The sequence below is a fragment of the Nitrospirillum iridis genome (genome assembly GCF_014205765.1).
In the GTDB taxonomy this organism is placed as follows: Bacteria; Pseudomonadota; Alphaproteobacteria; order Azospirillales; family Azospirillaceae; genus Nitrospirillum; species Nitrospirillum iridis.
This window is the reverse complement of the sequence record NZ_JACIIZ010000032.1, coordinates 1-26,177: the sequence shown is the minus strand read 5'-3', so window position 1 is coordinate 26,177 and position 26,177 is coordinate 1. Positions and strand designations below refer to the sequence as shown.

General features: G+C 64.7%; 20 protein-coding genes. 14 read left to right on the top strand and 6 right to left on the bottom strand.

The features are described 5' to 3' along the window. Nucleotides 1-173: 173 nt before the first annotated feature. Nucleotides 174-341, top strand: coding sequence for a helix-turn-helix domain-containing protein (locus FHS74_RS29670; protein WP_184807886.1), 168 nt, complete (start codon nucleotides 174-176; stop codon nucleotides 339-341). Nucleotides 342-372: 31 nt separating this feature from the next. On the opposite strand, the gene FHS74_RS29665 is transcribed toward FHS74_RS29670, so the two are convergent. From FHS74_RS29665 to lra1, 6 genes are all read right to left on the bottom strand, one after another. Continuing rightward, entirely contained in the window at nucleotides 373-1,812 is a 1,440-nt protein-coding gene (locus tag FHS74_RS29665; protein WP_184807885.1) for an efflux transporter outer membrane subunit, read from the bottom strand. Continuing rightward, nucleotides 1,812-3,362 carry an MDR family MFS transporter gene (locus tag FHS74_RS29660; protein ID WP_184807884.1) on the bottom strand — a complete coding sequence of 517 codons (1,551 nt, stop codon included), beginning with the start codon at nucleotides 3,360-3,362 and terminating at the stop codon, nucleotides 1,812-1,814. Before FHS74_RS29660 ends, FHS74_RS29665 begins: the two co-directional genes overlap by 1 nt. 1 nt (nucleotide 3,363) lies before the next feature. Continuing rightward, complete coding sequence (locus FHS74_RS29655; RefSeq protein WP_184807883.1) at nucleotides 3,364-4,500, bottom strand: HlyD family secretion protein; 1,137 nt, start codon at nucleotides 4,498-4,500, stop codon at nucleotides 3,364-3,366. A gap of 272 nt (nucleotides 4,501-4,772) precedes the next feature. After that, nucleotides 4,773-5,105: a hypothetical protein gene (locus FHS74_RS29650; RefSeq protein ID WP_184807882.1), complete on the bottom strand. Its 333-nt coding sequence runs from the start codon at nucleotides 5,103-5,105 to the stop codon at nucleotides 4,773-4,775. Nucleotides 5,106-5,215: 110 nt separating this feature from the next. Next, a complete protein-coding gene (locus tag FHS74_RS29645) occupies nucleotides 5,216-6,097 on the bottom strand; it encodes an alpha/beta hydrolase (protein WP_184807881.1) in 882 nt (293 codons plus the stop codon). A 39-nt stretch (nucleotides 6,098-6,136) separates the two neighbouring features. Beyond that, nucleotides 6,137-6,907 (bottom strand): L-rhamnose 1-dehydrogenase Lra1, encoded by a 771-nt coding sequence (gene lra1 / locus FHS74_RS29640; protein WP_184807880.1) that lies wholly within the window; start codon nucleotides 6,905-6,907, stop codon nucleotides 6,137-6,139. 353 nt (nucleotides 6,908-7,260) lie between these two features. On the opposite strand from lra1, the gene rhmD reads away from it, so the two are divergent. The 13 genes from rhmD to FHS74_RS29575 all read left to right on the top strand — a co-directional run bounded on the left by rhmD (nucleotide 7,261) and on the right by FHS74_RS29575 (nucleotide 26,126). Further along, the gene (rhmD, locus tag FHS74_RS29635; RefSeq protein ID WP_246463470.1) at nucleotides 7,261-8,442 is read left to right on the top strand and encodes an L-rhamnonate dehydratase; all 1,182 of its coding nucleotides are present in this window, start codon (nucleotides 7,261-7,263) and stop codon (nucleotides 8,440-8,442) included. Between the two features lie 12 nt (nucleotides 8,443-8,454). Continuing rightward, nucleotides 8,455-9,327: a 2,4-didehydro-3-deoxy-L-rhamnonate hydrolase gene (locus FHS74_RS29630; protein WP_184807878.1), complete on the top strand. Its 873-nt coding sequence runs from the start codon at nucleotides 8,455-8,457 to the stop codon at nucleotides 9,325-9,327. Further along, nucleotides 9,324-10,076: an SDR family NAD(P)-dependent oxidoreductase gene (locus FHS74_RS29625; protein ID WP_184807877.1), complete on the top strand. Its 753-nt coding sequence runs from the start codon at nucleotides 9,324-9,326 to the stop codon at nucleotides 10,074-10,076. Before FHS74_RS29630 ends, FHS74_RS29625 begins: the two co-directional genes overlap by 4 nt. A 40-nt stretch (nucleotides 10,077-10,116) precedes the next feature. Continuing rightward, on the top strand, nucleotides 10,117-11,019 hold the full coding sequence (locus tag FHS74_RS29620) for an amidohydrolase family protein (RefSeq protein ID WP_184807876.1): 903 nt from the start codon (nucleotides 10,117-10,119) through the stop codon (nucleotides 11,017-11,019). Nucleotides 11,020-11,090: 71 nt separating this feature from the next. After that, nucleotides 11,091-12,329, top strand: coding sequence for a sugar MFS transporter (locus tag FHS74_RS29615; RefSeq protein ID WP_184807875.1), 1,239 nt, complete (start codon nucleotides 11,091-11,093; stop codon nucleotides 12,327-12,329). Nucleotides 12,330-12,920: 591 nt separating this feature from the next. Next, on the top strand, nucleotides 12,921-15,197 hold the full coding sequence (locus tag FHS74_RS29610) for a TonB-dependent receptor (protein ID WP_184807874.1): 2,277 nt from the start codon (nucleotides 12,921-12,923) through the stop codon (nucleotides 15,195-15,197). Between the two features lie 11 nt (nucleotides 15,198-15,208). Then, a complete protein-coding gene (locus FHS74_RS29605; protein ID WP_184807873.1) occupies nucleotides 15,209-17,416 on the top strand; it encodes a glycoside hydrolase family 3 C-terminal domain-containing protein in 2,208 nt (735 codons plus the stop codon). A gap of 20 nt (nucleotides 17,417-17,436) precedes the next feature. Continuing rightward, a complete protein-coding gene (locus FHS74_RS29600; RefSeq protein ID WP_184807872.1) occupies nucleotides 17,437-20,307 on the top strand; it encodes a glycosyl hydrolase in 2,871 nt (956 codons plus the stop codon). Beyond that, entirely contained in the window at nucleotides 20,304-22,754 is a 2,451-nt protein-coding gene (locus FHS74_RS29595; protein ID WP_184807871.1) for an alpha-L-rhamnosidase-related protein, read from the top strand. Before FHS74_RS29600 ends, FHS74_RS29595 begins: the two co-directional genes overlap by 4 nt. 32 nt (nucleotides 22,755-22,786) lie before the next feature. Next, entirely contained in the window at nucleotides 22,787-23,797 is a 1,011-nt protein-coding gene (locus FHS74_RS29590) for an alpha/beta hydrolase (RefSeq protein WP_184807870.1), read from the top strand. Nucleotides 23,798-23,934: 137 nt separating this feature from the next. Beyond that, nucleotides 23,935-24,600, top strand: coding sequence for a TetR/AcrR family transcriptional regulator (locus FHS74_RS29585; protein WP_145617972.1), 666 nt, complete (start codon nucleotides 23,935-23,937; stop codon nucleotides 24,598-24,600). A gap of 52 nt (nucleotides 24,601-24,652) precedes the next feature. Then, a complete protein-coding gene (locus tag FHS74_RS29580; protein ID WP_246463469.1) occupies nucleotides 24,653-25,471 on the top strand; it encodes an IclR family transcriptional regulator in 819 nt (272 codons plus the stop codon). 415 nt (nucleotides 25,472-25,886) lie between these two features. Beyond that, a complete protein-coding gene (locus FHS74_RS29575) occupies nucleotides 25,887-26,126 on the top strand; it encodes a hypothetical protein (protein ID WP_184807868.1) in 240 nt (79 codons plus the stop codon). The last annotated feature ends 51 nt before the right edge of the window (nucleotides 26,127-26,177 follow it).

Sequence of the window (26,177 nt, the reverse complement as noted above, 5' to 3'; positions counted from 1 at the left end):
CCCCGTGATCTGCGACCGCTTCGCCCGCGCCATCTTCACCTCCATCATTCCCAAATTTTAGGGTGATGGCTCTCCACTTTTCCAGGGCAAGTCCATGGTCCTGTGTGAGCCGACCGCTACGCCTGCGTATCAACAGGTGTAAAAGACGCCGGAGGAGAAACTAAGCAAGTCCCATGGTGAACCGCGGTTCAGCCAAGAGCCTGCTGTGCGATACCGATCTGACGCTCAAGGAGATTACGCACCGCCTCGGCTATACAGGACCCAGCAGCTTCTGCGTGGCGTTCGGCAGAGCGATCGGCATGACGCCAAAGCAGTATATGAAGCGGCACAAGCGTGGCTGACGCTGCGACCGTCCACCGAATGACCCCGTCCTTATAATGCTTGGGCGGTCGCCTGGGTCTCGCTCCATCCCAGGCCCAGGCTCTTCTGCAAGACCACGTAATCCAGCGTCAGCGCCGCCGTGGCTTGGGCTGTCGCGATACGGGCCTGGGCCTGGCGGCGCTCCGCATCGAGGAGGTCCAGGCGGCTGGCCGTGCCCCGCGTGGCGCGCTGCCGGGTGAGATCCGCCGCCTCAGCAGCGGCCGCTTCGGCGGTTGCTACCCGCGCCAGTTGCCGCCGCTGTCCACCAAAGTGCGATAGGGCATTTTCGGCTTCGTACAATGCCTTCAGAACCGTGGCGCGATATTGGGCCTCCGCTGCGTCCCGCTCGGCGGTGGCCTGGTCCACCGCGGCGGTGACCCGGCCGAAGTCCAGGAAAGTCCAGCTGAGCGACGGCGTTCCAAGGGCAACCGTGTTGCCGACATGGGTGAGGGCCGCCAGTCCGTTGCCACCCAGGCCCACCAAGCCGCGCAGGCTCACCCGTGGGAACTTCTCAGCCTCCCGCAGGCCGATCTGGGCGGTGGCGGCGGCCAGCGTCCGTTCGGCGACGCGAATGTCAGGCCGGTGGCGCAGCAGTTGGGCCGGATCGCCCACCGCTACCTCGGCAGGGGGCAGGGGAACAGGAGCGTCGCTACCCAGGCTCGTATCCAGAGAACCCGGCACCTGGCCGGTGAGCAGGCAGAGTTGATCCAGGTATCCTTCCACCTCGGTGGCCAATTCGGCCTCATCGGCCTGCGCGGTGGCGAGTTGGCCCGGCAGGGGCGTCAGCGCAATGGCTGGAGCGGTTCCGGCGGACTGGCGCTGGCGGGACAGCGCCAGCATTTCCTCCAGCAGCCGGATGGACTGCAGGGTCAGGCGATGCCGTTCCTGGGCGCTGCGCAGGCCGACATAAGCGCGGGCGACTTCGGCCGCCAGGCTGACCTGGGCATCGCCCAGATCGTATCGGCGGGCTTCGGCTTGCGCGCCAGCGGCTTCCACCGCGCGTCGGTGGCCGCCGAACAGATCGGCTTCCCAGGCAGCGTCGAAGCCAACATTGACGAAATCGCTGTCGGTCGAGGTTTCGGTCGTGCCGCTCAGCAGGTCGCTGGGCGTATGGGCATGGAGGTAGAGGGCCTGGGTATTGGCCTTGGGCATGCCGTCCGCCCGCTGCCGGGCCAACCCGGCCCTGGCTCCCCGCACCTTGGCCTGTGTCGCCGCCAGGGTGGGGCTGGCGCGCAACGCCTGCTGCACCAGTGCCGTCAACTCGGGGTCGGCCAGGGTCTCCCACCAAGCAGCGATGGGCGCGCGGACAAGGGAAGGGGTATCGCCCTTTCGATGGAAGGCCCCGGCAGCCATCAGGTTGCCAGCCAGCTCTGGCGGGCCCGCATAATCAGGGCCCACGGTGCAGCCGGCGACGAAGGCCAAGGCGATGAGGGGAAGCGGGAGGGTGCGCATCAGTGCATGGCCGCCAGCGCGGCGCCCTTGGGTAGGGGTTTAAGGAACAGGACCAGAGGCAGGACGCAGGCCGAGCCCACGCCCAGCAGCCAGAACAGGTCGTTGTAGGTCATGGTCAGGGCCTGCTGCTGGACCTGGCTGGAGACCATCTCCAGGGCGCCGACGCGGCTGCCGGTGATGCGGGTCATCCCGGCCAGCCATTCCTGCACCATAAGGCCGTTGGCGTGCAGCGCCTCCTCCAGCCGCCGGCTGTGCAACCAGGTGCGTTGGTCTTGGACGGCGCTGATGCCAGCCAAGGCGAAGGAGCCGCCCAGGTTGCGCACCGCGTTGAACAGGCAGGAGGCGTCGCCCGTGTATTCCGCCGGGGCCGAAGTGATGGCGGCTTGGCTCAGGAACAGGAAGGCGAAGATGGTGCCGGCACCACGCAGAAGCTGCGAAACGACGAAGCTGCCACCGGTCGAGGCGGAGGAGAGATCGGTATCCAGGAAGGAGCTTGCCACCATCATCAATAAGCCTGCAGCCAAGGCCGCGCGGATATCGATGGCGCGCACCATCAAGGGTGTGAAGGGCATCAGCAGCAGGCTGGGGATGCCGGAGATCAGGACGATGGTGCCGGACTGCAGCGCGTTGTACTGGGCGACCACCGACAGGAACTGCCGGATGGCATAGGAACTGCCGTAGACCACCATGCCCACCACCATGCCCATCATCGCCACCGACCCGAACTGACCGTTCAGCAGCAGTCCAAGATGGATGACCGGCCGTGGGGCGGTGACCTGCCCCACGATCAGCAGCGCGAAGCCCAAGGTCGCCAACAAGGCCATCTGGATGATGAGGGGCGACTGGAGCCACAGTTCGCGTTGCCCTTCCTCCAGCAGGACGGTGAGGGCGCCCAGGCCCAGGGTCAGGCCGATGATCCCCAACCAATCGGCCTCGCGTAGCCGGTCCAGCCTCATGCCTTGGCGCGGAAGGCCCAGTAGCAGCAACAGGACCAGGGCGGTGCAGACCGGGAGATTGAGAAAGAAGGCGTAGTGCCAGCTGATATTCTCCGTCAGCCAGCCACCGATCAGGGGGCCGATCACCGGCCCGAGGATGGCGGTGATGCCGAACAGCGCGCTGCCGATGGGTTGCTGGTGCCGGGGCAGGCGGGTCGCGATGATGGTCATCGCTGTGGGGATCATGGCCCCGCCGGTAAGCCCCTGGCCGATGCGGCCGACGATCATGACCGGGAGGCTGGAAGAAATACCGCAGAGGACGGAGAAGCCGGTGAACAGCAGCGTGGCCCCCAGCAGGAAGAGCCGCAGGCCCAGCAGCTGCTCCAACCAGGCGGTCAGGGGAATGATGATGATCTCCGCCACCAGATAGGCGGTGGCGATCCAGGTGCCCTCCGTGCCCGTCGCGCCAATTTCCCCCTGGATCGTGGGCAGGGCGGAATTCACGATGGAAACGTCCAGGGTGGCCATGAAGGCGCCCAGCGTGCCGGCCGCGACCGCCAGCCAGGCCGTGAGGTCGGCGTTGGTGCGGCCCGCCGTGTCCTGCGCGGTCACCATGTTAGGTGCCCTGCCGGACAGCGGATCGCTGCTCGCGGTCGATGCGGGCCGGCACATCCTTGGCTCCGCGGGTATCGACGGTCGCTGTTACCGACAGGCCGGGGATAAGCAGTTGCCGGGTTTCAGGCCCGGCCTCCAGGATGATGCGCACGGGCACGCGCTGGACGATCTTGGTGAAGTTGCCGGTGGCGTTCTGGGGCGGAAGCAAGGAGAACTGGGCGCCCGTGCCAGGCGCGATGCTGGCCACCCGTCCGCTCAACTCCTGGCCGCTGAGGGCGTCGACCGTGATCTTCACCGGCTGGCCCGGCCGCATCAGCCCGATCTGCGTTTCCTTGAAATTGGCCTCGATGTCGACCTTGTCCGCCGGGACAATGGACAGCAGCCGTGTTCCGGGCTGGGCCAACTGCCCCAGCATGACCGTCTTGTCCCCCACCCGGCCGGCCGCCGGTGCGCGGATCAGTGTGGCCTCCAGATTGACGGCCGCGGCGTCCAGCTGCGCCTGGGCCGCGTCCGCCTGGGCCATCGCCTGCTGCAACTGGGTCTTGAGCGTGGCGCTCCGACGCTGGGCCATGCTCAAGGCGGCCCGTTGGGCTGTCACGTCGGCCGCTGAGGCGCTGGCGGTCTGGCGCAGCTGGGCCAGGCGCTCAGCCGGTTCGGCGCCGGATTTGGCCAAAGGCTCATACCGTACGATTTGGCTGCGGTCGAAAATCGCCCGTGCTTCAGCGGCATCCAGTTGGGCCTGGGCGCGTTCGATTGCCGCGATCTGCTCCGCCATCGAGGCGCGGATGTTCTCGGCGTTGGCCTTGGCTACAGCGACCTGGGCTTGGGACTGGGCCACCTGGGCCCGATAGTCACGGGGGTCGATCCGCAGCAGCGGCTGGCCGGCCTGAACCTCGGCGTTATCCTCCACCAGGACCTCGGCGACATAGCCGGCAACCTTGGATGAGATGACGATGGCATCGGCGTGGACGTAGGCGTCATCCGTTTCCTGGAAATAGCGCCCCTGGACCTGATGATAGGCATAGCCGGCGCCGGCCGCGCCCACCAAGGTCGTGATCAGGATGGTGGATAGAAAACGTCCACCGCGGCGAGCGGGGGGCGGGGCGGGTGTCGGCGACCCAGGGGCGGTCTCTGCCATGGTGGACTTCGGCTGACGGAGGATGGCGCGCAGAGCGGAAAAGGTGAAACCGGATTGCCCGTTTTCACGGCGCGGCCTTGTGGGGATTTCCTATCAGGTGCGACGGCAAATGGAAAGTTTAATCGAACGATATCGTATCATTATAAGGATGCTTGGCCGGGTCGGGCCCGGAGGCGCAATGGCAAAGAAAAAGCAAGGCCGTGGGTGTCCACGACCTTGCCGAGTTATGAATCGGAGAGAAGAACAATGTCGCCGAGGCGACACTACGCTGGTTATTTCGCCTGAATCTTGGCGAATTCAGCGTCCAGTTGCGCCAAGACCTTGTCGTTCACCTGGTCCGGCGAATACTGCTGAATATCCTTGAGGGTCATGGCGCGGGCCATGTCGATTTGGTCGCTGGCGGTCATGCCGGGGATGTACTTGTCCAGCAGCGCCCTGGCCGCCGGATCATCGAGCAGCTTGCCGATTTCGGTTTCGGTTGTGCTGTAATGGGCCGGGGCGGCGTGCGTGGCGGTGGCCGGCGCCGTCGACTGGGCGAAAGCAGCGTTGCTCAGCGAAGCAGCGGCGACCGCGATGGCAAGGGGGGCGTATTTCAGAAACGACATGGCGATCTCCCAGTGTTTTGGCATCCCTGCGGCGGGCTGCTGTCTGACTAAAACGAACGGTAACGTTCTAATATAGGTCGGGTGTTCTGTCCACGACCATGTGAGGTGGCTCAGGTGGACGGCGGTAGAATTTTGTTCATGCGCAGCCACAACAGAAAGGAATCCAGCCAGGCCGCTGCTGTCGTTCCCGGATAGCCGGCCCCGAAGCCGTGCCCGTCCTTCTGATAAACATGGAGTTCCACCGGGCGGTGGGCTTGGCGCCAGCTTTGGATGAGGCCGAAATCCGTCTTCGACTGCAGCGGATCATCGATGGCCATCACGGCGAACAGGGGTGGGGCCTTTTCCGGCACGGTCTCAGTGTTCATCGGTCCATAAACGGGTGCGATGAAGGCGGGCATGCCATCCGGCGTGGCCTGCAGGGTGGCGGCAAGGATGGTGCGGGCGCCGGCGGAAAATCCCATCAGTCCGACGCGCCCAGGATCCACGCCCCAATCGGCCGCGTGGGTGCGCACCAGCTTCAAGGCCGCTTCGACGTCCTCGACCGCTGGGGGGAACGCCGGCCAGCGGGTGTCCGCCGGTGCCTGGGCCATTTCGGCCATGCGGCTCGCCATAACCTTGGCGAACGCCGGCGGGTCGGCGGGCGTCGGCATCAGCCGATATTTGAGAACAAAGGCGGCGATGCCGTGGTCCGCCAGCCAGTGCGCGATCGGCCAGCCCTCGTTATTCATGGACAGGACACGGTAGGCCCCGCCAGGCGCGACGATAACGGCGGCACCGGTGGCCTTGTCCTTGTCCGGCAGCACGGGCGTAAGGGTCGACTGGGTGACATTGCGCACCGCCAGCTGCACCCCACGGCCATACCAAATTTCCTCAGCGGCGCCATTCTCGACACCACCGGTGCCAAGAATGATGGCGTTGGGGTCGACTGGGGGAGCTGCCTGTTGCGCGCTGGTGGGCGCGTTGGCGGCTATGGCCGAAATGAACGCGCCCATCAGGAGGGCGTATCGTGTCCGGGCGAGCATGAGACGGGCTTACTGCAGGTTCACGAAGGCGCCACCGTCCACCAGCAGGGCGGCGCCGGTGACATAGCGGGCCAGGTCCGACGCCAGGAAGACGATGGGGCCGGCCAGGTCCTCAGGCGCGCCGAGGCGGCCTAAGGGCACGCGGGCGGCCATGCGGGTGCGCTTGCCTTCGTCCGCCAGGTCGTCCTTGTTGATTTCGGTCAGGATGGTGCCGGGCAATACGGAATTGCAGCGGATGCCGTGACGGCCCAGGGCGATCGCCGCCGACTGCATCAGGGAATGCACTCCGGCCTTGGTCGGGGTGTAGTGGGTCTGATATTCCCCGCCGACCAGGGCGGAGATGGAGGACACCGCGATGATGGAACCGCCATGCCCCTGGGCCACCATACGGTTGGCGGCTGCCTGCACCATGTAGTAGGCGCCGTGCAGGTTGACACGCATCGTCCGTTCCAGCGTCTCCGCCGGCATGTCGAGGAACGCGTGGAAGGGACAGATGCCCGCGTTGTTCACGAAAACGTCCACCTTGCCCAGCGCGTCGCAGGCGCGGGTTACGAAGTCGGTGGCGGTGGCCGGGTCGGCGACGTCACCCTTGATCGCCACGGCAAGCCGCCCAAGGGCCTTGATTTCCGCCACGCAAGAGGCAGCGCCGGCGTCGTCCGAGTGATAGTTGATGGCGACATCGGCGCCATGCTGCGCGGCGCCAATGGCGGCCGCCCGGCCGATGCCGGTCGATGCGCCAGTCACTAGAACGGTCTTTCCGGCGAGTAATGGTGTTGCCATTGTGCGGTATCTCCCAGTTAATATTCTACATTTCTGGTAGTGCTGTCATATCAGCCGGCAGCGAGCCTTGAATTTGAAGTAAAAGATGTGGGCATATTAGATAGATGTTTCCAATTTTTTTAAACTTTCCTGAAAAAAGCCATAGATATATATCCAATCCAGATGTGGAGAGCGGATTTTCTGGCTGTTAACTCCGTCATGGTCGCGCCATCGGCTATTTAAGGGCATCTTCCCGTTGACGCGGTTTTTTCTATCATATAGAACGCAATTCCATCATATGGCAATATCCAATCTCGGCGATGCCTGCGAAGCGCGGGAACGCCGGGCGAGAAGCAAGGTCAAGGGAGGGGTTGATGCTGCCGAAGATCAAACAGGTGCGCGCCTATGTGGTGCGCGGCGGCGGTGCGGATTATCACGACCAGGGCGACGGTCACTGGATCGACGACCATATCGCCACGCCCATGGCCAAGTATCCGGAGTACCGGCAAAGCCGCCAGAGCTTCGGCATCAACGTGCTGGGCACCCTGGTGGTGGAGATCGAGGCCACTGATGGCACCGTCGGCTTTGCCGTCACAACCGGCGGTGAGCCCGCCGCCTACATCGTGGAAAAGCATCTGGCCCGCTTCCTGGAAGGCCGCAGCCCCACCGATTACGAGAAGATCTGGGACCAAATGTACTTCGGGACCCAGTATTACGGCCGCAAGGGCCTGGTGGTGAACGCCATCTCCGGCGTCGATCTCGCCCTGTGGGATCTCTTAGGCAAGCTGCGGCAGGAGCCGGTGTACCACCTGTTGGGCGGGGCTGTGCGCGATGAGCTGAGCTTCTACGCCACTGGGGCCCGGCCGGACCTGGCCAAGGGCATGGGTTTCATCGGCGGCAAGATGCCCCTGCACCATGGCCCAGCCGAAGGCGAAGAGGGCCTGGCTAAAAACATCGCCGAGTTGGCCACCATGCGGGAGCGCTGTGGCGATGATTTCTGGCTGATGTTCGATTGCTGGATGGCGCTGGATCTGAACTACGCCACCCGCCTGGCGCACAAGGCCAAGGACTACGGCCTGAAATGGATCGAGGAGGCGTTGAGCCCCGATGATTACTGGGGCTACGCCGCGCTGAAGAAGGCGGCGCCGGCCGGCATGCTGGTGACGACGGGCGAGCATGAGGCCACCCGCTGGGGCTTCCGCATGCTGATGGAGATGGAATGCTGCGACATCATCCAGCCCGACGTGGGTTGGTGTGGTGGCGTCACCGAACTGCTCAAGATCTCCGCCATGGCGGACAGCCGGGGCGTGATGGTGATCCCCCATGGTTCCAGCGTCTACAGCTATCACTTCGTCATCACCCGGCATAACAGCCCGTTTGCTGAGTTCCTGATGATGGCGCCCAAAGCTGACCAGGTTCAGCCCATGTTTCATCCCCAATTGCTGGACGAGCCGGTCCCCGTCAACGGCCGCCTTAAGGCTACGGCCTTGGACAAGCCCGGTTTCGGCGTGGAGTTGAACCCCGCCGTCACCCTGCACCGCCCCTATACGCATTAAGGATCATTTCTTATGAAGCTCTGTCGCTTTGGCCCCCGCGGCGAAGAAAAGCCGGGCTTGGTCGACGCCGATGGCGTCGTCCGTGACCTGTCGGCGCGCATCGCCGACATCACGCCGGCGGCGCTGACGCCCGATGTGTTGGCCCGCCTGTCCGCCGTCGATCCGCTCAGCCTTTCTGCTGTGCCCGGCAAACCGCGGTATGGTGTGCCGGTACGGGGCATCGGCAAGATCGTGGCCATCGGCCTCAACTATGAGGACCATGCCATCGAATCCAATCTGCCCATCCCGACTGAACCGGTGATGTTCGCCAAGGCCCTGTCCAGTCTGACTGGACCGAACGACGAGGTGATGCTGCCCAGGAACTCGACTCACAGCGACTGGGAGGTGGAGCTCGGCGTCGTCATCGGCAAGACCTGCCGCTATGTCGAAGAGGCGCACGCCCTGGATCATGTGGCGGGTTACGTCCTCGCCAACGATGTGTCGGAACGCTTCAATCAGAAGCAGCGCGGCTCGCAGTGGAGCAAGGGCAAGGGCCACGACACCTTCTGCCCGGTGGGGCCCTGGCTGGTGACGGCCGATGAGGTGGGCGACCCACAGGACCTTGACATGTGGCTGGACGTGAATGGTCAGCGCATGCAGACGGGCAACACCCGGACGATGATCTTCAACGTCCGCCAAATCATCGCCTATGCCAGCCAGTACATCACCCTATTCCCCGGTGATCTCATCATCACTGGTACGCCACCGGGCGTTGGGGAAGGGAAGAAGCCGTCCCCCATCTTCCTCAAGGCGGGTGACGTGATGGATTTGGGTATCGCGAAGCTGGGAACCCAGCGGCAGCAGGTGGTGGAATGGCGCCACCTGGGGGACGAGGTGCTGGCATGACCGTGTTCAAGGATCGTTTTGCGGGCCGTACCGCCATCGTCACCGGCGGGGCGTCGGGTCTAGGCAAGGAAACCGCCCGCCGCCTGGTGGCGGAAGGGGCCAAGGTCGCTCTATGGGACAATAATCCCGAGACCTTGGCCGCCGCTGCTGACGATGTGGGCGCCACCTTCAGCGTGGCGCTGGACGTCACCGATGCCGATGCCGTCGCGGCGGCGGCCCAGTCCAGCCACCAGGCCCTCGGTGGACGGCTGGATGTGCTGGTGGCCTCCGCCGGCATCACCGGCGCCACCGTGCCGGTGCATGAGTTTCCGCTGGACAGCTGGCGCCGCACCATCGACATCAACCTGAACGGCTTGTTCTATTGTTGCCGTGCACTGGTGCCGCTGATGCTGGCCAACGGCTATGGCCGCATCGTCAACGTCGCATCGGTGGCCGGCAAGGAGGGCAACCCCAACGCCAGCGCCTATTCCGCCAGTAAAGCTGGCGTCCTGGGTTTTACCAAATCGCTGGGCAAGGAACTGGCCGGCAAGGGCGTGATCGTCAACAGCCTGACCCCCGCGACCTTCGAAAGTCCCATCCTGGCCCAGCTGCCGCAAAGCCAGGTGGACTACATGCGCTCCAAGATTCCTATGGGGCGCCTGGGCCATGTGGGGGAGAGCGTGGCCATGGTCTGCTTCATGGCCAGCGAGGAATGCAGCTTCACCACGGCGTCGACCTTCGATACCTCAGGCGGTCGCACGACGTACTAGCCTTCTCCTCTGACGGCTAAGAACAAAGGGAGGATAGGCGATGGATGCGATTCCGTTCGTAGATGCCCACGTCCATTTCTGGAACCTGGATCGGCTCAAATACGCTTGGCTAACACCACCGTTCTCGGACGATGGGCCAAACGGCAGCACCGAAGCCATCGCCCATACCTACCTGCCTGACTCCTACCGGGAAGAACTGGCCCCGTGGTCGCCGGTCGGCGCCGTGCATATCGATGCCGGCGCCGATCCCGCCCAGGCGCTGGAAGAAACCGCCTGGTTGGAGGAATTGGCGGAGAAAGGCGACTTGCCCAGCGCCATTGTCGCCTTCGCCGCCCTCGATGGCGGTGACGTCGAACAGGTGCTGGAACGACAGGCCGCTTACCCTCGGGTACGGGGCATCCGACACATTGCCAATTGGCACCCTGAGCCGCGCCGGACCTACAATCGTAATGATCCGCTGGCCAACCCGGCTTGGCGGCAGGGCTATGCCCGACTGGCCCGTCACGGCCTGTCGTTCGACCTGCAATGCTATCCGGGTCAGCTGGCCGCCGCCGCAGAGTTGGCCGCGGTCCATCCGGACATACCGGTGATCCTCAACCATTGCGGCATGCCGCTGCGGGATGAGCCGGGAGGCTTGGCCTTCTGGCGGGCGGGCATGCGCGCCTTGGCTGCCCTCCCGCACGCCGCGGTGAAGCTTTCAGGTTTCGGCTTGGTGGATCGGGGATGGACGGTGAACAGCATCCGGCCGTTGATCCTTGAGACCATCGACCTGTTCGGTACCAACCGCTGCATGGTGGCCAGCGATTTTCCCACGGATCGTCTGTTTGGGAACATCGATCGCGTTATGGGCGCCTATCACGAGATTTTGGGCGGCTTCTCATTGGATGAGCGGTGCGACCTGTTCGGGCGCAACGCCGTCCGCATCTACCGCATCGCGGTTTAACACCTGCGCCTCAAGCGCTAGGGCAGAGTGACAATAAGGGCGCCTGCCGGCGCCCAGGGAGGGGCAGTTTCATGAGTGTGTACACGGCATCGGTCCATAAGCAGGTGGTCTACGATCAGGTGGCGCCCCGGGTCCTGCGCACGGCGCTGGCCTTCGCCATCAGCCTGTTTTTCATCTGGGGCTTGGCTTACGGCCTGCTGGACGTGCTGAACAAGCATTTCCAGGACACGCTGCATGTGGGCACGGCGCAGTCGACTTGGTTGCAGATCGCCTATTTCGGGGCTTACCTGCTGGTCAGCCTGCCCGCCGGCTTTCTGCTGCAGCGGGTGGGGTACAAGATCGGCATCCTGATTGGCCTGATGGTCACCGCCCTGGGTGCACTGCTGTTCATCCCGTCCGCATCATTGGGCCAGTTCCTGCCCTTCGTGCTGTCGATGTTCGTGCTGGCCTCGGGTCTCGCCTGTCTGGAAACCGCGGCCGACAGCTACGTCAACGTTCTGGGGCCCCCTGAACTGGCGTCGCGTCGGCTCAATCTGGCGCAATCCTTCAATGGCCTGGGCACCTTTATCGGGCCGCTGATCGGTGGCAGCCTGTTCTTCAAGGGAACCGCCGCCGGCGAGGGCGCGCATGACAACGTCCAGCTGATCTACGCCATCATCGGCGTGGCCATCGCCGTTTTCGCCATGGTGGTGGGGCGGGCGCACTTGCCGGAAATCGCGGAGCCGGAGCACGCCAGCGATGGCGCGGACGGGCGGCCCCTATACCAGCATCGCCACTTCGTTCTGGGGGTGCTGACCCAGGCCATCTACATCGGGGCGCAGGTTGGGTGCGGCGCGCTTTTCGTCAACGTCGCCATCGATACCTGGGCGGGGCTTGATGCCCAAGGCGCCGCCTATCTGCTGTCCCTGGCTCTGGTGCTGTTCATGGCCGGTCGCTTCGTCGCCACGGCCCTGTTGGGACGGGTTTCGCCACGGGTCCTGCTGACCCTGTTCGCGGTCATCAATGTCGCGCTGTCGCTGGTCGTGGCGGCGGGCTTCGACCGGGTGTCGTTGATTGCGATGATCGCGGTCTTCTTCTTCATGTCCACCATGTTCCCGACCATCTTCGCGCTGGGCGTCCAGGGCCTGGGGCCGAATACCAAGCGCGGCGCCTCCATGATGGTCATGGCCATCGGCGGCGGCGTCGTCCTGCCTTACCCCATGGGCCTGATCGCCGAGGCCTACGGCTTCCCGGCGGCCTATCTCCTGCCGGCGCTGGGCTTCGTCGCGGTCGCCCTTTACGGGGCCAGGGGCGCCCGGTACAGCGCCTGACGCGCCCGGCGACTTCGCAAGCTCGGGATGGCGATTCCCATTCTCTGCACCCGGGTCTCAGGCTCCGGGAGCAGGCAATGGCCTACGGGGCATATTCCGCACGTCGCGCAGGGGCATTGATCCGCGAAAGGACGGAGCGCGGTTTCTTAATGCACGTTCGTGAAGGAATCGCTTCCGTCCCGATCAGCGCGCGGAAACCGTGCGTGCTTTTGAGTTCGTGCCGGGGCCCACGGCTGCGAAGGGCGGCTGTGGGAAATCTGGATGTTAACTATAGCTTTGAATCCCTTACGCAATAGGCCAGCGCCTGCCATCTAGGTCGGCAAGCGCCGATGACGGCCCCCTGCCATTTGCTTTGATTTTGCCTACATACCCAGCCGCTGCGGTGGGCTGCTGGTGCTGGCGTCGGAAAATGCTAGACAGCACGCCCAGCCCAGGTAATTGTACGCCGGTGTGCTATTGAGTATTGACTTACTAACACCAAAAAGTAAGATGCCATCCCATAAATAGGGAAAACGGCGCCGCCGCTAGAGCGCAGCCGCAAGGGAGGGCACAATTTTGCGCGATATAAAATCCATTCTGCTTGTCTCGACCATGATGGCTGCAGGCTTTGCCGTGCCCGCCTTCGCCCAGGTCGCCGCAGCGGAGCAGGCGCCCAGCGATGACCTGATGGAAATCATCGTGACGGCCGAGAAGCGCGCCGAGCGTCTGCAGGATGTGCCGAAGTCCGTCGACGTGGTGACAGGTGACACGGTCGACAAGCTGAACCTGCGCCAGTTCTCCGACATCCAGCAGCTGGCTCCGGGCCTCAGCCTGGACTCAAAGGAACCGAACACCAATTCCATCACCGTGCGCGGTGTTGGTTTCGATCCGAACTCGGGCACGCAGCCGACGGTCAACGTCTACTTCAACGAAACCCCGCTGGACACCAGCAGCGCCTTCCGCAGCTTATACGACATTGGGCAGATCGAGGTGCTGCGTGGGCCGCAGGGAACCTTGCGTGGCCGTACCTCGCCCTCCGGCGCCATCACCATCGCCAGCCGGCAGCCGGACCTGGACAAGGTCAGCGGCTACGTTCAGCAGACCTTCACGACCCAGGATGGCATCAACACCCAGGCCGCCGTCGGGGCGCCGATCGTTGACGGCAAGCTGGCTTTCCGCATCGCCGGCCTGTTCGACCGCAACGACGCGGCCGATGCGCACAACATCCGCAATGGCAGCGACGACGGCGACAAGACCCGCAGCGTTCGCGCCAGCCTGGCGTTCAAGCCGACCGAAGACCTGACCTTCGTCCTGACCCACCAGTACATGGACAACTATACGGTCGCCAACCCGATCGCCTTCACCGTTGGGGGTTCCACGGCGACCCCGTACCTGACGCCCGCGGACCGCATTTCGCTGACCAACGGCCCGACCGAATATCACTACACCGGCAACGTGACCACGCTGACGGGCGAGCTGGATCTGGGTGGCGCCACCATCAACTACGTGGGTGGGTATCAGCAGATCAGCAATGACCGGGTGTCCGACTTGGCGCGGGGAGGGTCGATCCCGAACTACTCCCAGATGCAGTATGTGAACTCGAACATTCACCAGATCTCACAGGAACTGCGCCTGACATCCCAGGGGCGGGATTTCTGGAACTATTTGGTCGGCGTCTACTATGACAACGTGAATTCCCCGACCAGCGTGAACCAGGCTCAGGTGTTGCCCTTCGCGTTGTCACCCACGCGGACGGCGCCCCTGTCTTTTGGCGTCTTTAACGTGGGGATCGATATTCCCGCCTCCACCCAGGATTATGCGGTCTTCACCGATCATCGTTTTAAGGTCACGGATAGCGATTTGATCGAGGTCGGCGGCCGCTATCAGGAGCAGCACTTCGATCACGCCTTCAATCAAACGCTGAGCGGCCCCATTTTCGGCCCCTATCCCATTACCCAGGCCGGAATCGCGCCGGACATGCAGAAGGGTATCTATGGCCAATTCACGGGATCGGCCAGCTACAAGCATGACTTCAACCGCGATCTGACGGCCTACTTCAGCTATGGCCGGTCTTACCGTCCGGGCGGCATCACCGCGACCACGGCGGCCCTCGACCAAAGCCTGCTGCTGTACAAGCCCGAGAAGTCCGACTCCTATGAAATCGGCCTGAAGGGCGCGCTTCTGGACCGCAAGCTGCGATTCACGTTGAGCGCCTACCAGCAGGATTTCCAGAACTACCAAGCCTATACCGGTTCCTACCTGTCGGTATCGACCGCGCGTAACGGCATTCCGGACAATAACGCGGCCTTCACCTTCAATGCCGACGCCCAGGTTCGGGGCTTCGAGGCCACCCTGGCCGGCCAAATTACCGAGCATCTGCAGTTCGGGTTGAGCGGCACCTACAACAGCACCCAGTTCAAGAACGCGCTGGCTCCCTGCAACGACTACAACGGCGATGGTGTTGCGGACTCGGTTGGTACGCCATCGGTGCCTATGGGCCAGCAGGTCGCGTTTTGCCATCTTAACGGCCGCCTGAGCGATCAGGCGGACTGGAGCCTGAGCGCCAACTTCGAATATGACGTTCCGCTGTGGGGGAACAACGAAGGCTTCGTGCGCGGCCTCGTGAACTATATCCCGAAGCGGACGGACCCCTTCCAGAACATCAGCTACAGTGACCTGATCAACAACAGCCTGTTCCTGGGGCTGCGCGACAAGGACGGGGCCTATGAGGTTTCGGTCTTCGCGAAAAACCTGGCGGACGTCTCCACGCTGACGACACGCGGCGCCGCACAGGTGGACTACAGCTACTACGCGTCGGGCTACGCCATCGGGACGCTGGTGCGTCCGCGGGAGTTCGGTCTGAACCTCCGCTACACCTTCGGCCAGTAAGGGGGGATAGCATGCGCCTTGCCATGGCCGCCGCTGTGTCCGGGTTGGCGTTGATGGCGGGTTGGGCCGCGGCGGGGGAAACCCCGTCGCAGGCCGACGCCAAGGCCCAAGCCCTTCTGGAGCAGATGACCCAGGACGAAAAAATCGGCCTATTGCATGGGCCGATGTTGGCGCTGGTCCAGCGCTCCAAGCGACCGGACGGTATCGTGATCGGCGCGGGCTATATCGCCGGGGTTCCCCGGTTGGGCATCCCCGCCCTCACGGAAACCGACGCCAGCCTGGGCGTGTCGAACCTGAACAATCAGCGGCCCGGCGATGTCGCGACCGCCCTTCCTTCCGGATTGGCGGTCGCATCCAGCTGGGACCCCGAGGTGGCGTATCGTGGCGGTGCCATGATCGGCGCGGAGGCCCGTGCCAAGGGCTTCAACGTCATGCTGGCCGGCGGTGTGAACCTGGTGCGCGACCCGCGTGGCGGGCGCAATTTCGAGTATCTGGGGGAGGACCCTCTGCTGGCGGGCCGGCTGGTGGGGCGCTCCATCGCCGGCGTGCAGTCCAATCATATCGTCGCCACCATCAAGCATTTCGCCATGAACGACCAGGAGACGGGGCGGAACGTCCTGTCGGTCACCATGGCGGAAGCGCCCATGCGCGAGAGCGACCTGCTTGCTTTCCAGATTGGCATCGAGACCGGTGATCCGGGCTCGGTCATGTGCGGCTACAACCGGGTCAATGGCGTCTACGCCTGCGAGAATCCCTTCCTGCTGAATGACGTTCTGCGGCGCGACTGGGGCTTCAAGGGCTGGGTCATGTCGGACTGGGGGGCGGTCCACTCCACCGAAGCCTTGGTCCATGGACTGGATCAGCAGTCGGGCGACCAACTAGACCTGAAGAAATATTTCTCCACGTCGCTGGAGGAAGAGATCGCGCAGGGGCGGATTCCCCAGGTGGCAGTGGACACCGCCGTGCGGCGCATCGTGCGGACCCTGTTCGCGCGCGGGGTCATCGACAACCCGGCCATCCCGGGCGATTCCATCGACTACGACGCCCATGCCGCTGTCGCGCAGGCGACGGCGGAAGCCGGCATGGTCCTGCTGCGGAACGAGCGGAATGTCCTGCCCCTGGCGGCCACCGCCAAGCGCATCGCCGTCATCGGGGGGCATGCGGATATCGGCGTTTTGTCCGGCGGTGGATCCAGTCAGGTCACCCCGGTTGGCGGCTTCGCGCTGGTGGTCAAGCGCCCGGGGGCGGGGGCCTCTTCCTTCGCCAGCCGCAGCTACGGCCCGTCGTCACCACTGGCGGCGTTGCGGGCCGCGCGCTCGGACGCGACGGTGGAGTTCAACGACGGCCATGATCCGGTGGCCGCAGCCGCTCTGGCGCATGATGCCGATGTAGCGATCGTGTTCGTGGAGAAGTGGGCGACCGAGGCGGAAGATGCCAAGGACTTGGCGCTTGAGGATGGACAGGACGCGCTGATCGCCGCTGTCGCGGCGGCCAATTCACGAACTATTGTGGTGCTGGAAACGGGCAATGCGGTCAGCATGCCATGGCGGGACCAGGTGCAGGGCATCCTGGCCGCCTGGTTTCCAGGGCAACGCGGGGGCGAGGCTATTGCACGGGTGCTGACCGGGGCCGTCAATCCTTCGGGTCGTTTGCCGATCACGTTCCCCGCCAGCGAGAAGCAACTTCCCAACCCCATGCTGCCGGGTGGTGATGCCCAGCTGGCGGATGAGGAGACGCGCGCGGTTTACGGTATCCAGGCTGGGCTGAAGCCGTTTGACGTCAGCTATCCCGAAGGGTCCGACGTGGGGTACCGATGGTTCGCCAAGACCGGCGCGCGGCCGCTCTACGCCTTCGGCTATGGCCTCAGCTATACCCGCTTCCGCTATGACGGGCTGAACGTCGCCGACGGCGACACGCTACGGGTGCGATTCACCGTCACGAACACCGGCGACCGTGAAGGGTCGGATGTACCTCAGCTCTATGTTTCGCGCAACGGTCGGACCAAGCGTCTGATTGGCTGGGACAAGCCGACGCTGAAGCCGGGGGAAAGCCGCGAGGTTACCGTCACGGCCGATCCGCGCGTCATTGGCGATTTTGACGCCAAGGCCCAGCGCTGGGTGGTCCCGGCCGGCGACTATCGCGTCGAGGTCGGCGCGTCCGCAGAGGACGTGGCGTTGGCGGGTACGGCCCATCTCGGCCGGCAGGCACTAAAGCCCTGATCCTGGGAAGGAAACGCGTGATGAGCAGGTGGCACCCTCTTCTGGCGGGGGCCTGTGCCCTGGCCCTTCTCTTCGGGGCACAAGCGGGCAAGGCCCAGACCTTGGAGCAGGTGTTTCAGGCGCCGTCCAAGGAGATGCGACCCCGTCTGCGCTGGTGGTGGCCGGGCGACGCGGTGAATGCCGACGAGTTGCGGCGCGAAATCAAGGTGCTGGACGAGGCGGGGTTCGGCGGTGCCGAAATTCAGTCCTTCAATCCTGGCGTGCCCGGCCTCAGCCAGGCGGAGCGTGACACGATCAACGGCTATGCCACCCCGCCGTTCTTCGCCCATGTGAAGGCCGCGGCAGAGGAAGCGTCGGCACGCGGACTGACCCTCGACTACACGCTGGGGTCCGCGTGGCCGTCCGGCGGTGGCTTCGCCATTCCGCCGGAAAAGGCCTACGTGGAGCTGACCATGGCGTTCACCGAGGTCAGTGGCGGCAAGGGGCCGGTCAAGGTGGCCATCCCCAGCCGGACCAAGCGCATGGGCGCCATTTCGGGCTTTGATCCCCGGGGCAAGGATCCGAGGGTGGCGGACTGGCCGGCCCGGCTGGACGCGCGGGCCAAGATCGTGGCGGTGATCGCCGTCAAGGGCAACGGCCCGGCACTGCAGCCGGCACCTCCCGCCCAAGGTCTGGTCCTCTACCCCTGGCGCCATGTGGATATGCCTGGTCAGCTGGACGAAGGCAGTGCGTTGGTGCTGACCGACAAGCTGCGGGACGACGGCACGCTGGATTGGACACCGCCGGCGGGGACTTGGCAGGTCTTCGTCTTCAAACAGTATGCCGTCAACATGGGGATCCTGGCGGGTACCGGTGAGGGGCCGCAGCTGACCCTGGACCATATGGACCCGTCCGCCTTCGCCGCCCATGTGGCGCGGGTGGCGGACCCGCTGCCGTCGGCTCTGGGTCCCGCCTTTTCCGCGGTCCGCTCCACCTTCGTGGACAGCCTGGAGCTGATGCAGGATCTGCCCTGGACCGAGAATTTCCTGGCGGAATTCAAGAAGCGCCGCGGCTATGACCTTACCCCCTATCTGCCCCTGGTGCTGCAGCCGGGCTGGATGCAGGCCTGGGGGGAATACTGGTCGCCCCCCTATTTCGAGGCGGGGGACAGCACGGCGGAGCGTGTGCGGGCCGACTACCGCCGCACCGTCTCCGACCTGATGTTCGTTGGCTTTGTCGATCCGTTCGTCGCCTGGAATCATGCGCACGGCCTTCAGGCGAAGTTCCAGGCACATGGCGGCGCGCTCGACATCGTTCGGGGCTATGGCGCCGCCGACATACCGGAGACAGAGGACTTGGCGGGGGCCGATCCCTACTTCATGCGCTTCGCCCGTTCCGGCGCCGACCTCTATGGTCGGGCCATCGTGTCGGCGGAGAGCTTGTGCTGGAAGGATCGCCCCTATTCGGTCACGCCCGACGAATTGCGCCAGCGGGCGGACCTGATCTTCGCCAGCGGCGTCAACAGCCTGGTGATTCACGGCACCAATTATCGGCGCGATGGCGTGGCATGGCCCGGCTGGCACGCCTTCCAGCCCAGCGCGTTCTCGCTCGGCTTCAGCACCATGGTCAACGAGACCAACCCGATCTGGGCCGGTGTGCCCACGTTGGCGGCATATTTCGCCCGTACCCAGGCGGTGCTGCGCCAGGGCAAGCCCGTGGTGCCGGTGGCCTATTTCTACGGCCAGGTCGGCTACTATGCCGGCATCGAGGACCGGGGCGCGGACGCCGAGTTGGCGCAGCGCCATTTCCTCGCGGGCGGCTATGACTTCGACCGCGTCAATCCCGATGCGTTGGCCCACGCCCGCGTGGAAGACCACCAGCTGGTTTCCGCCGGGGGCGCCCGGTACCCGGTTCTGGTCCTGCCGCCGGTGGACGGCATCGCGGCCGAGACGGCGGAGCAGATTGCCGCCTTCGCCCAGGCCGGGCTGCCGGTTGTCTTCGCCGATCACGCGCCCACCCGTGACGAAGGGCTGGCCAACCATGAAGCCCGGGATGCCCGCGTCCGAGTGGCGGTGGCGGCCACCCTCCAGGCCGGTGCGCGTGTCGTGCCAGCTGATGGCGTGGTGGATGCCTTGCGCCTGATCCAGGTGCCGGCCAACTTGCGCTTCACGGGCGATCCCACGGACGTGGTCTACGTGCAGCGTCGTGTGGGCGATCAGCTGGTGACCTTCCTGCATAACGCTGGTGGGCAGTCCCGCGACGCCAGTTTGGTGTTGCCGGGTCGCGGCGCCGTTACCCGCTGGAACGCTTTGGATGGCACCATCACAGCGGCCAGCGGCGTCCAGTCCCCGGGCGATGGCACAGCGGTTCCCCTGACGTTGCCGGCTGGTGCCAGCGCGCTGCTGGTGCAGGATACCCGCTTGCCACCGCTGCCCGCCCCGGCCCCGGTTCTCGTGACCCATAAGGTATTGCCCCAGGATGGCTGGACCTTACTGGTGAATGGCCATGGTCCCAAGGGGGGGTCGGTCAGCCGGCCGCTGACGGTCACCACCCTGGGCGACTGGTCGCAAACCACTGGGCTGGGCGACTTCGCGGGCGAGGGGGCCTACCAACGCACAGTCGAGGTCGAGCGATCCTGGCTGGGCAGGGGACGGCACGTCCTTCTGGCCCTAGGCGAAGTCCACGACATGGCGGTCGTAACCATCAATGGACATCGCTTCCAGCCGCTGGTGACCCGGCCTTTCAAGGTGGATGTGACGGCGGCGCTGCGACCCGGTCGCAATACCCTGGAAATCACCGTCCTGAACACACCGCAGAACGCAATGGTCGATGCCAAGGCGCCTGGCTTCAAACTGCTGAAGCCTGTTCCCGCTGGCTTGGTCGGCCCTGTCGAGGTGGAGGTTATGCAATGAGGTTTCTGTCCATCACCCTGGGTAGCGTCCTGGCTTTGTCTTTGGCTGCGGCGACGGGCCCGGTTGTCGCTCAGGGCACCGCTGTGTCGGCGGAGGGATGGATCACTCATCCCGATGCCGCCACCAGGGAACGTCCCATCGTTCTCGATTTCCGGCGGACGTTCGACTTGGCCGCGGTGCCGTCGGCTTTTCCGGTTACAGTGACGGCTGACAACCGGTTCAACCTCTATGTCAACGGTGTGCGGGTGGCGATGGGTCCCTCCACCGGCGACATCGCTCATTGGCGGATGGAGGCGCTGGATCTCGCGCCATACCTGCGGCCGGGCCGGAACGTGATCGCGGCGGAGGTTTGGAACTTCGTGAAGCCGCCGCCGGTGCTGCCGCCCAATGCCACGGATGCGCAGAAGCGGGCGGCGGCCGGCGGCGAGTTGTTTTCCCAGACGGCCCCCATTTTCCAGCAGAGTGTCGATACCGGCTTCCGCCTGCGGGGTGATGGCCCCGCGGCCGCTGTCGGTACCGATCAGGCCGGCTGGCGGGTTGCGGTGGACGGTGGGCGGTCGGCTGTCAACGGCTATCGCCAGGTGCGTCGCTGGTTCTATGTCGCAGGCTCGCCCGAGGTGATCGACGCAGCCAAGGCCAATTGGGATTGGATGGCGGTGGCGGAACCCAAGGGCGATTGGCGGGAGGCCGTGCCGGCACCAGAGGCCGCGGCCCGTACGTTGACGATCGATCGCCTGCCGCAGCAGGAGTATGCGCCGGTAGCAGCCGGAACGGTGGTGCGCAGCGATCTCGACGGGGGGAAAGCATTCCCCGGTCATGCCGTCACCGTGCCGGCCAATACCCACGTCAAGCTGTTGCTCCGCCGGGACGCGATGATCTCGGCCTATCCGGAATTGGCGGTCAGCGGCGGCAAGGACGCGGTCATCAAACTGACCTATGCCGAGGCCCTTTACGGCGATCAGTTCAAGAAGGCGGATCGCGATCTGGTGGACGACCGGAAGGCCTTCGGCATTTGGGATACGTTCACCGCCGACGGCGGGCGGCGGGCTTTCCAGCCGCTGTGGTGGCGGACGTGGCGTTATCTCGATATCGACGTGGTGACGCAGGGTGAACCCCTGACCCTGGACGGCCTGCGGGTCTTCGAGACCGGCTACCCGTTCCAGCAGATCGGAAGTTTCAAGAGCAGCGACCCGGTGCTTGACCATATCTGGCAGGTCGGCTGGCGCACGGCGCGGGTGGATGCGCATGAAACCTATATGGACACGGCGTTCTGGGAGCAGAACCAGTATGTCGGCGACACCCGGCTTCAGGCGCTGATCAGCTACGCTGTCGGCGGGGATCCCCGCCTGGCGGAACAGGCGATCGACGCCTTTGCCCAGTCGGATGTCGACGACGGGCTGGTTGAAGGGGCCTACCCGGTCCGCAACAGCAATGCCATCGCCCCCTTCTCCTTGTTGTGGGTGGGGATGTTGCATGACTGGTGGATGCAGCAGCCGGACACCGGTCCGGTGGTGCGGCACCTGGACCGCATGCGCAAGGTGCTGCATTGGTTCGAGCGCTATCAGGCGCCATCCGGGTTGTTGACCAAGAATCCGCAGTGGAACTTCATCGACTGGGCGGGGCAGTCGGCGACCGACCGCACCAAGTTCCCCTCCTATGGCAAGGATGGTGAAAGCTGCCTGATGTCCGTCAGCTGGCTGGGGGCGCTGCGCCAAGGGGCGGCGTTGGAAAAGGCGCTGGGGGATCCGGCCCAGGCGGCGGCGGACACGGCCCGTGCCGACGCCGTGCGGGCGGCTCTCCGGGCGCGTTGTTGGCAGGCGGGACGGGGCCTCTACGCCGACAATCCCGACGGCGATGTTTTCAGCCAGCACACCAATACCCTGGCAGTCCTCTATGACGTCGCCACGCCGGAGGAGGCGCCGGCCATCCTGCGGCGCATCACCAAGGCCGGGGGCGGCATCGACGCCCCAGACGGGATGTATGTCAGCAGCTACTACTTCGCCTGGTATCTGGCGCGGGCCTTCGTTCATGCCGGCCTGGCGAATGACTACCACGCGCTGCTGCAGACGTGGCGTGACCTGCTGGCACTTCACTACACCACGTGGCCGGAGGAGCGCGGCAACACGCGCTCCGACACCCATGCCTGGAGCGCCCATCCCACCGCGGACCTGTTGGATATCGTCGCTGGCATTCAGCCCGGCGCCCCGGGATATGCCGCCGTCCGGATTCAGCCCGCCTTGGGGGCCCTGACCCAACTGGATGCGACGGCCGCGACGCCGCATGGCGCGGTGACCGTCCGCTATCGCGTGGTCGGCTCCAAGATGATGGCCGACATCCGGCGGCCGAAAGACCTGCCCGGTGAGTTCGTCTGGCAAGGCCGCACTTATCCCTTGAACTCCGTGGAGACGCACTTGAGCGTGCCGGCGCCTCGGCGGGAGGAACGGTGATGAGGCGCTTATCGGGGCTGGTGATTGCTCTGATGGTCGCTGTTGCGGGCGGGGCCGCCTTCGGCCAGACCGCACCGTTGGACCCGGCCCGCGTTCCGCCCGATACGCTGTCGCCCGCCTGGCAGCGGATGTGGCCGATCGTGACGGGGTTCAAGGCGGCGGAGGCGCCGCAGCCCGCCCTTAATGACCTCGCGGCATGGAAGCAGCAGCAAGATGCGGTTGACGAGCAGATGCAAAAGATGGCGTCCGGCGTCATCGCGGCCTATGGGGTGACGGTGGAGGCCAGCCTAATAGGCGGTGTGCCCACCCTGACCATCACGCCCAAGGACTGGGTGGACGACGGGCGTCTGCTGATCTATGTCCATGGCGGCGGCTTCACCAGCCTTTCGGCCCGCTCGACCCTGTTCTCCTCGGGCCTCATGGCCAACCGCAGCCGGATGCGGGTCATTTCCGTCGACTATACCCTGGCGCCGCAGCAGCGCTGGCAAGGGACCACCGACCAGGTGGCGGCGGTCTATCGCGCCCTGCTGTCCCAGGGCCGGTCGCCACAGGGGATCGGCATTTTCGGGGACTCCGCTGGAGGCTCCATCGTGGCGGGAACCGTTCTGAAGCTGCGCGACGCGGGCACCCCCCTGCCGGGGGCCGTCTTGCTCTGGTCGCCGTGGTCGGACGTTACCGCTACGGGTGATACCTACCGTACCCTGGCCAGCTTCGATCCGGCGTTGAGCATGGACCGCCTGGCTTTGAGTGCGGCGGCCTACGCCGATCCCGCCGATCAGAAGAACCCCTATGTCTCCCCTGTCTACGGGGACTACACCCGGCGCTTTCCCCCGACGCTGATCCAGGGCGGTACCCGCGAAATCTTCCTCAGCAACATGGTGCGCCACTACCAGGCCATGGTGGCCGGGGGCGTGGACACCACCTTGGACCTCTACGAAGGCATGATCCACGTCTTCCAGCCCATGGCGCCGGGGGCGCCGGAAAACGTGGCGGCGATGAAACGCGTGATGGATTTCTGGAACCGGCATCTCGGGCCTCGCTGATGCCGTCTATGGAGTTGCGTCACAGGACAGGTATCACGGTATAATCGATCGGCAACGTACGAATTCCAGCCAAGCGCCCATCGTTCGTCGGGCACCGGTTGGAAGTCCCCCTGCAACAGCGATCGAGATGGGCTGCGATGTCTGAAACCCTGGATACTTCCGATATGACGCCCGCCCGCCCCAAGCGGACGGGGGCTGGCCGGCCGACGCAGGCCCAGGTCCGCGCGATCGACGCCGCGATCCTGGAGACCGCGACCAGCGCCTTCCTGACCGCGGGCTACAGCGGCACCTCCATGGAGGCGGTGGCGGAAGCGGCCCGCGTTTCCAAGGGAACCCTTTATGCCCGTTATCCTTCAAAGGCCGATCTGTTCAAGGCCGTTTGCTCTTCCCGGGTGGAGGTGTGGTCTACCCGTTTCACGCCCGAGCCCGCATCTGGAAGTGGGCTGACCCAGCGGCTTGAGCATTTCGCGCGGACCATCGTGCGCAGCATGTCCGATCCCGAGGTCATGGCCTTTGAGGGGCTGCTGCATACCGAGGGGCGGAATTTTCCCGAAGTGGCCAAGCTGTTCTTCGACACGACGTTCGAGGTCAGCCTGGCTCAAGTCATGTCTATTTTGACGGCAGCGTCCATTCAGGACGGTACGCCCATTCGCGACGCGCGCAATGCCGCCGTCGCTTTCATGGGCTTGTTCACTGGTTGGTGGATGCGCATCCGCTGGTGCGGTCCGATTTCGGGCGATGAGGTTGAGGCGACCATCCGCAGCTTTGTCGCCATCTTCCTTCAAGGCCGCACGGCGTGGTGATGCCGGCGGCCGCGAATGCGCGGCATCGTTAGCAAGGGCAGGAGTGTCGGCTTTGAAAAAGGCGGATCAGGTGGAGACGGAAGAAGAGGGCAAGGGCGCGGCCCAACCCTCGGGTAGTCAGACGTTGTTACGGGGCCTGGACGTTATCGACGCCGTGGCGGATGGCATCACCACCTTTCCCGCATTGTCGGAGCGCCTTGGCCTAACCAAGTCCACAGCCCATCGTTTGGCGTCCGCTCTGGTGGAGCGAGGCTACCTTACTTTCGTTGCGCGGGAGGGATACGCCCTGGGGCCCAAACTGCTTGAGCTGGGGTGGGCCGCCCATCAGCAGATGCACCTGCCCAGCGTGGCTCGCCCCCATATCGAGCGCCTCGCCGCGGAAACCGAGGATACGGTGCATCTGGGAATCCTGGACGGCACTCAGGCGCTGTATCTGGACAAGGTGGCTGGCCGGCGCCGCGTGATAATCGGTTCTCGGGTGGGGGAGCGGCATCCCATCGTGTCCACGGGCCTGGGCAAGGCCCTGGTGTTGGACCATGACGAGGTGGCCTGGCGCGGGTTCTACGAAGTGCGCGGCTACACCAGCGGCATGGCCGTTTGGCTGGAACGCATGCGGGTCTACAGCGCCAAGGGCTATGCCTTCGACCTGGAGGAGAATGAGGACCAGGTTCGTTGTGTCGCGGCGCCCATCAGGGGGGCCAGTGGCGAGATCGTGGCCGCCCTCAGTGTCTCCAGCGCCGCCCATTACATGGGTGACGATCGCATGGAAGCCCTGGCCGAGCGGGTGCGCGCGACGGCCGAGGACATCAGCAAGGATCTGGGCTGGACGGAGCGGGCCGGGCGACGGCGCCCCCGGAGGGGGCGAGCCTGAGGGAGACCTGTGGGCATGTCGATGGCGACTGGCCTTTAAACAAACGATATAGTCCTATTCTGTTCTGGCTTAGCATATCCTTATGCTCCGCCTTATCTCCGGAGAGCATGACGCCAAGGTGCGAGCTACACCACCCATAGGGGCACGATCCGCTGCATGTTTAAGCCGCCGCGCGGAGTAGCAAGTTAAGATGGTTGCTTGCCCCCGATTTGAACCTGCGCGGTGGGACCCTCACAGCGAAAAACCGTGAAACCTGGCGGAGTTTTCAAGTGTCCCACTAACCTGTAACTTATTGAATTCACTTAACTGTTGCGCTCCCGTAGGGGACGCCACGCTTCCAGCGTTTCGGCTGGATTTTGCGGGACAATCTGGGGACAAATGGATCCGCGGGACATCCAGCGGAGACGGCATTCCCATGGCTACCATCGCTCCGCGGAAGAACCGGGAAGGCCAGGTCATTGGCTGCCAGGTGAAGATCCGGCGTAACGGCTTCCCCACCCAATCCAAAACCTTCGAGACCAGGACCGACGCGAAGCGTTGGGCCGCCGAGATGGAATCGGAAATCTCCCGTGGCGTCTTCGTCGATCGCAGCGAGGCGGAACGCAACACCCTAGAGCATCGAGCCTTTAATTGGACGCATATCCTGCGGCCTTGAGGTAGTTCCAGCATTCGTCGGGGTCGTAGAGGTCACAAATGTTTCCGATGG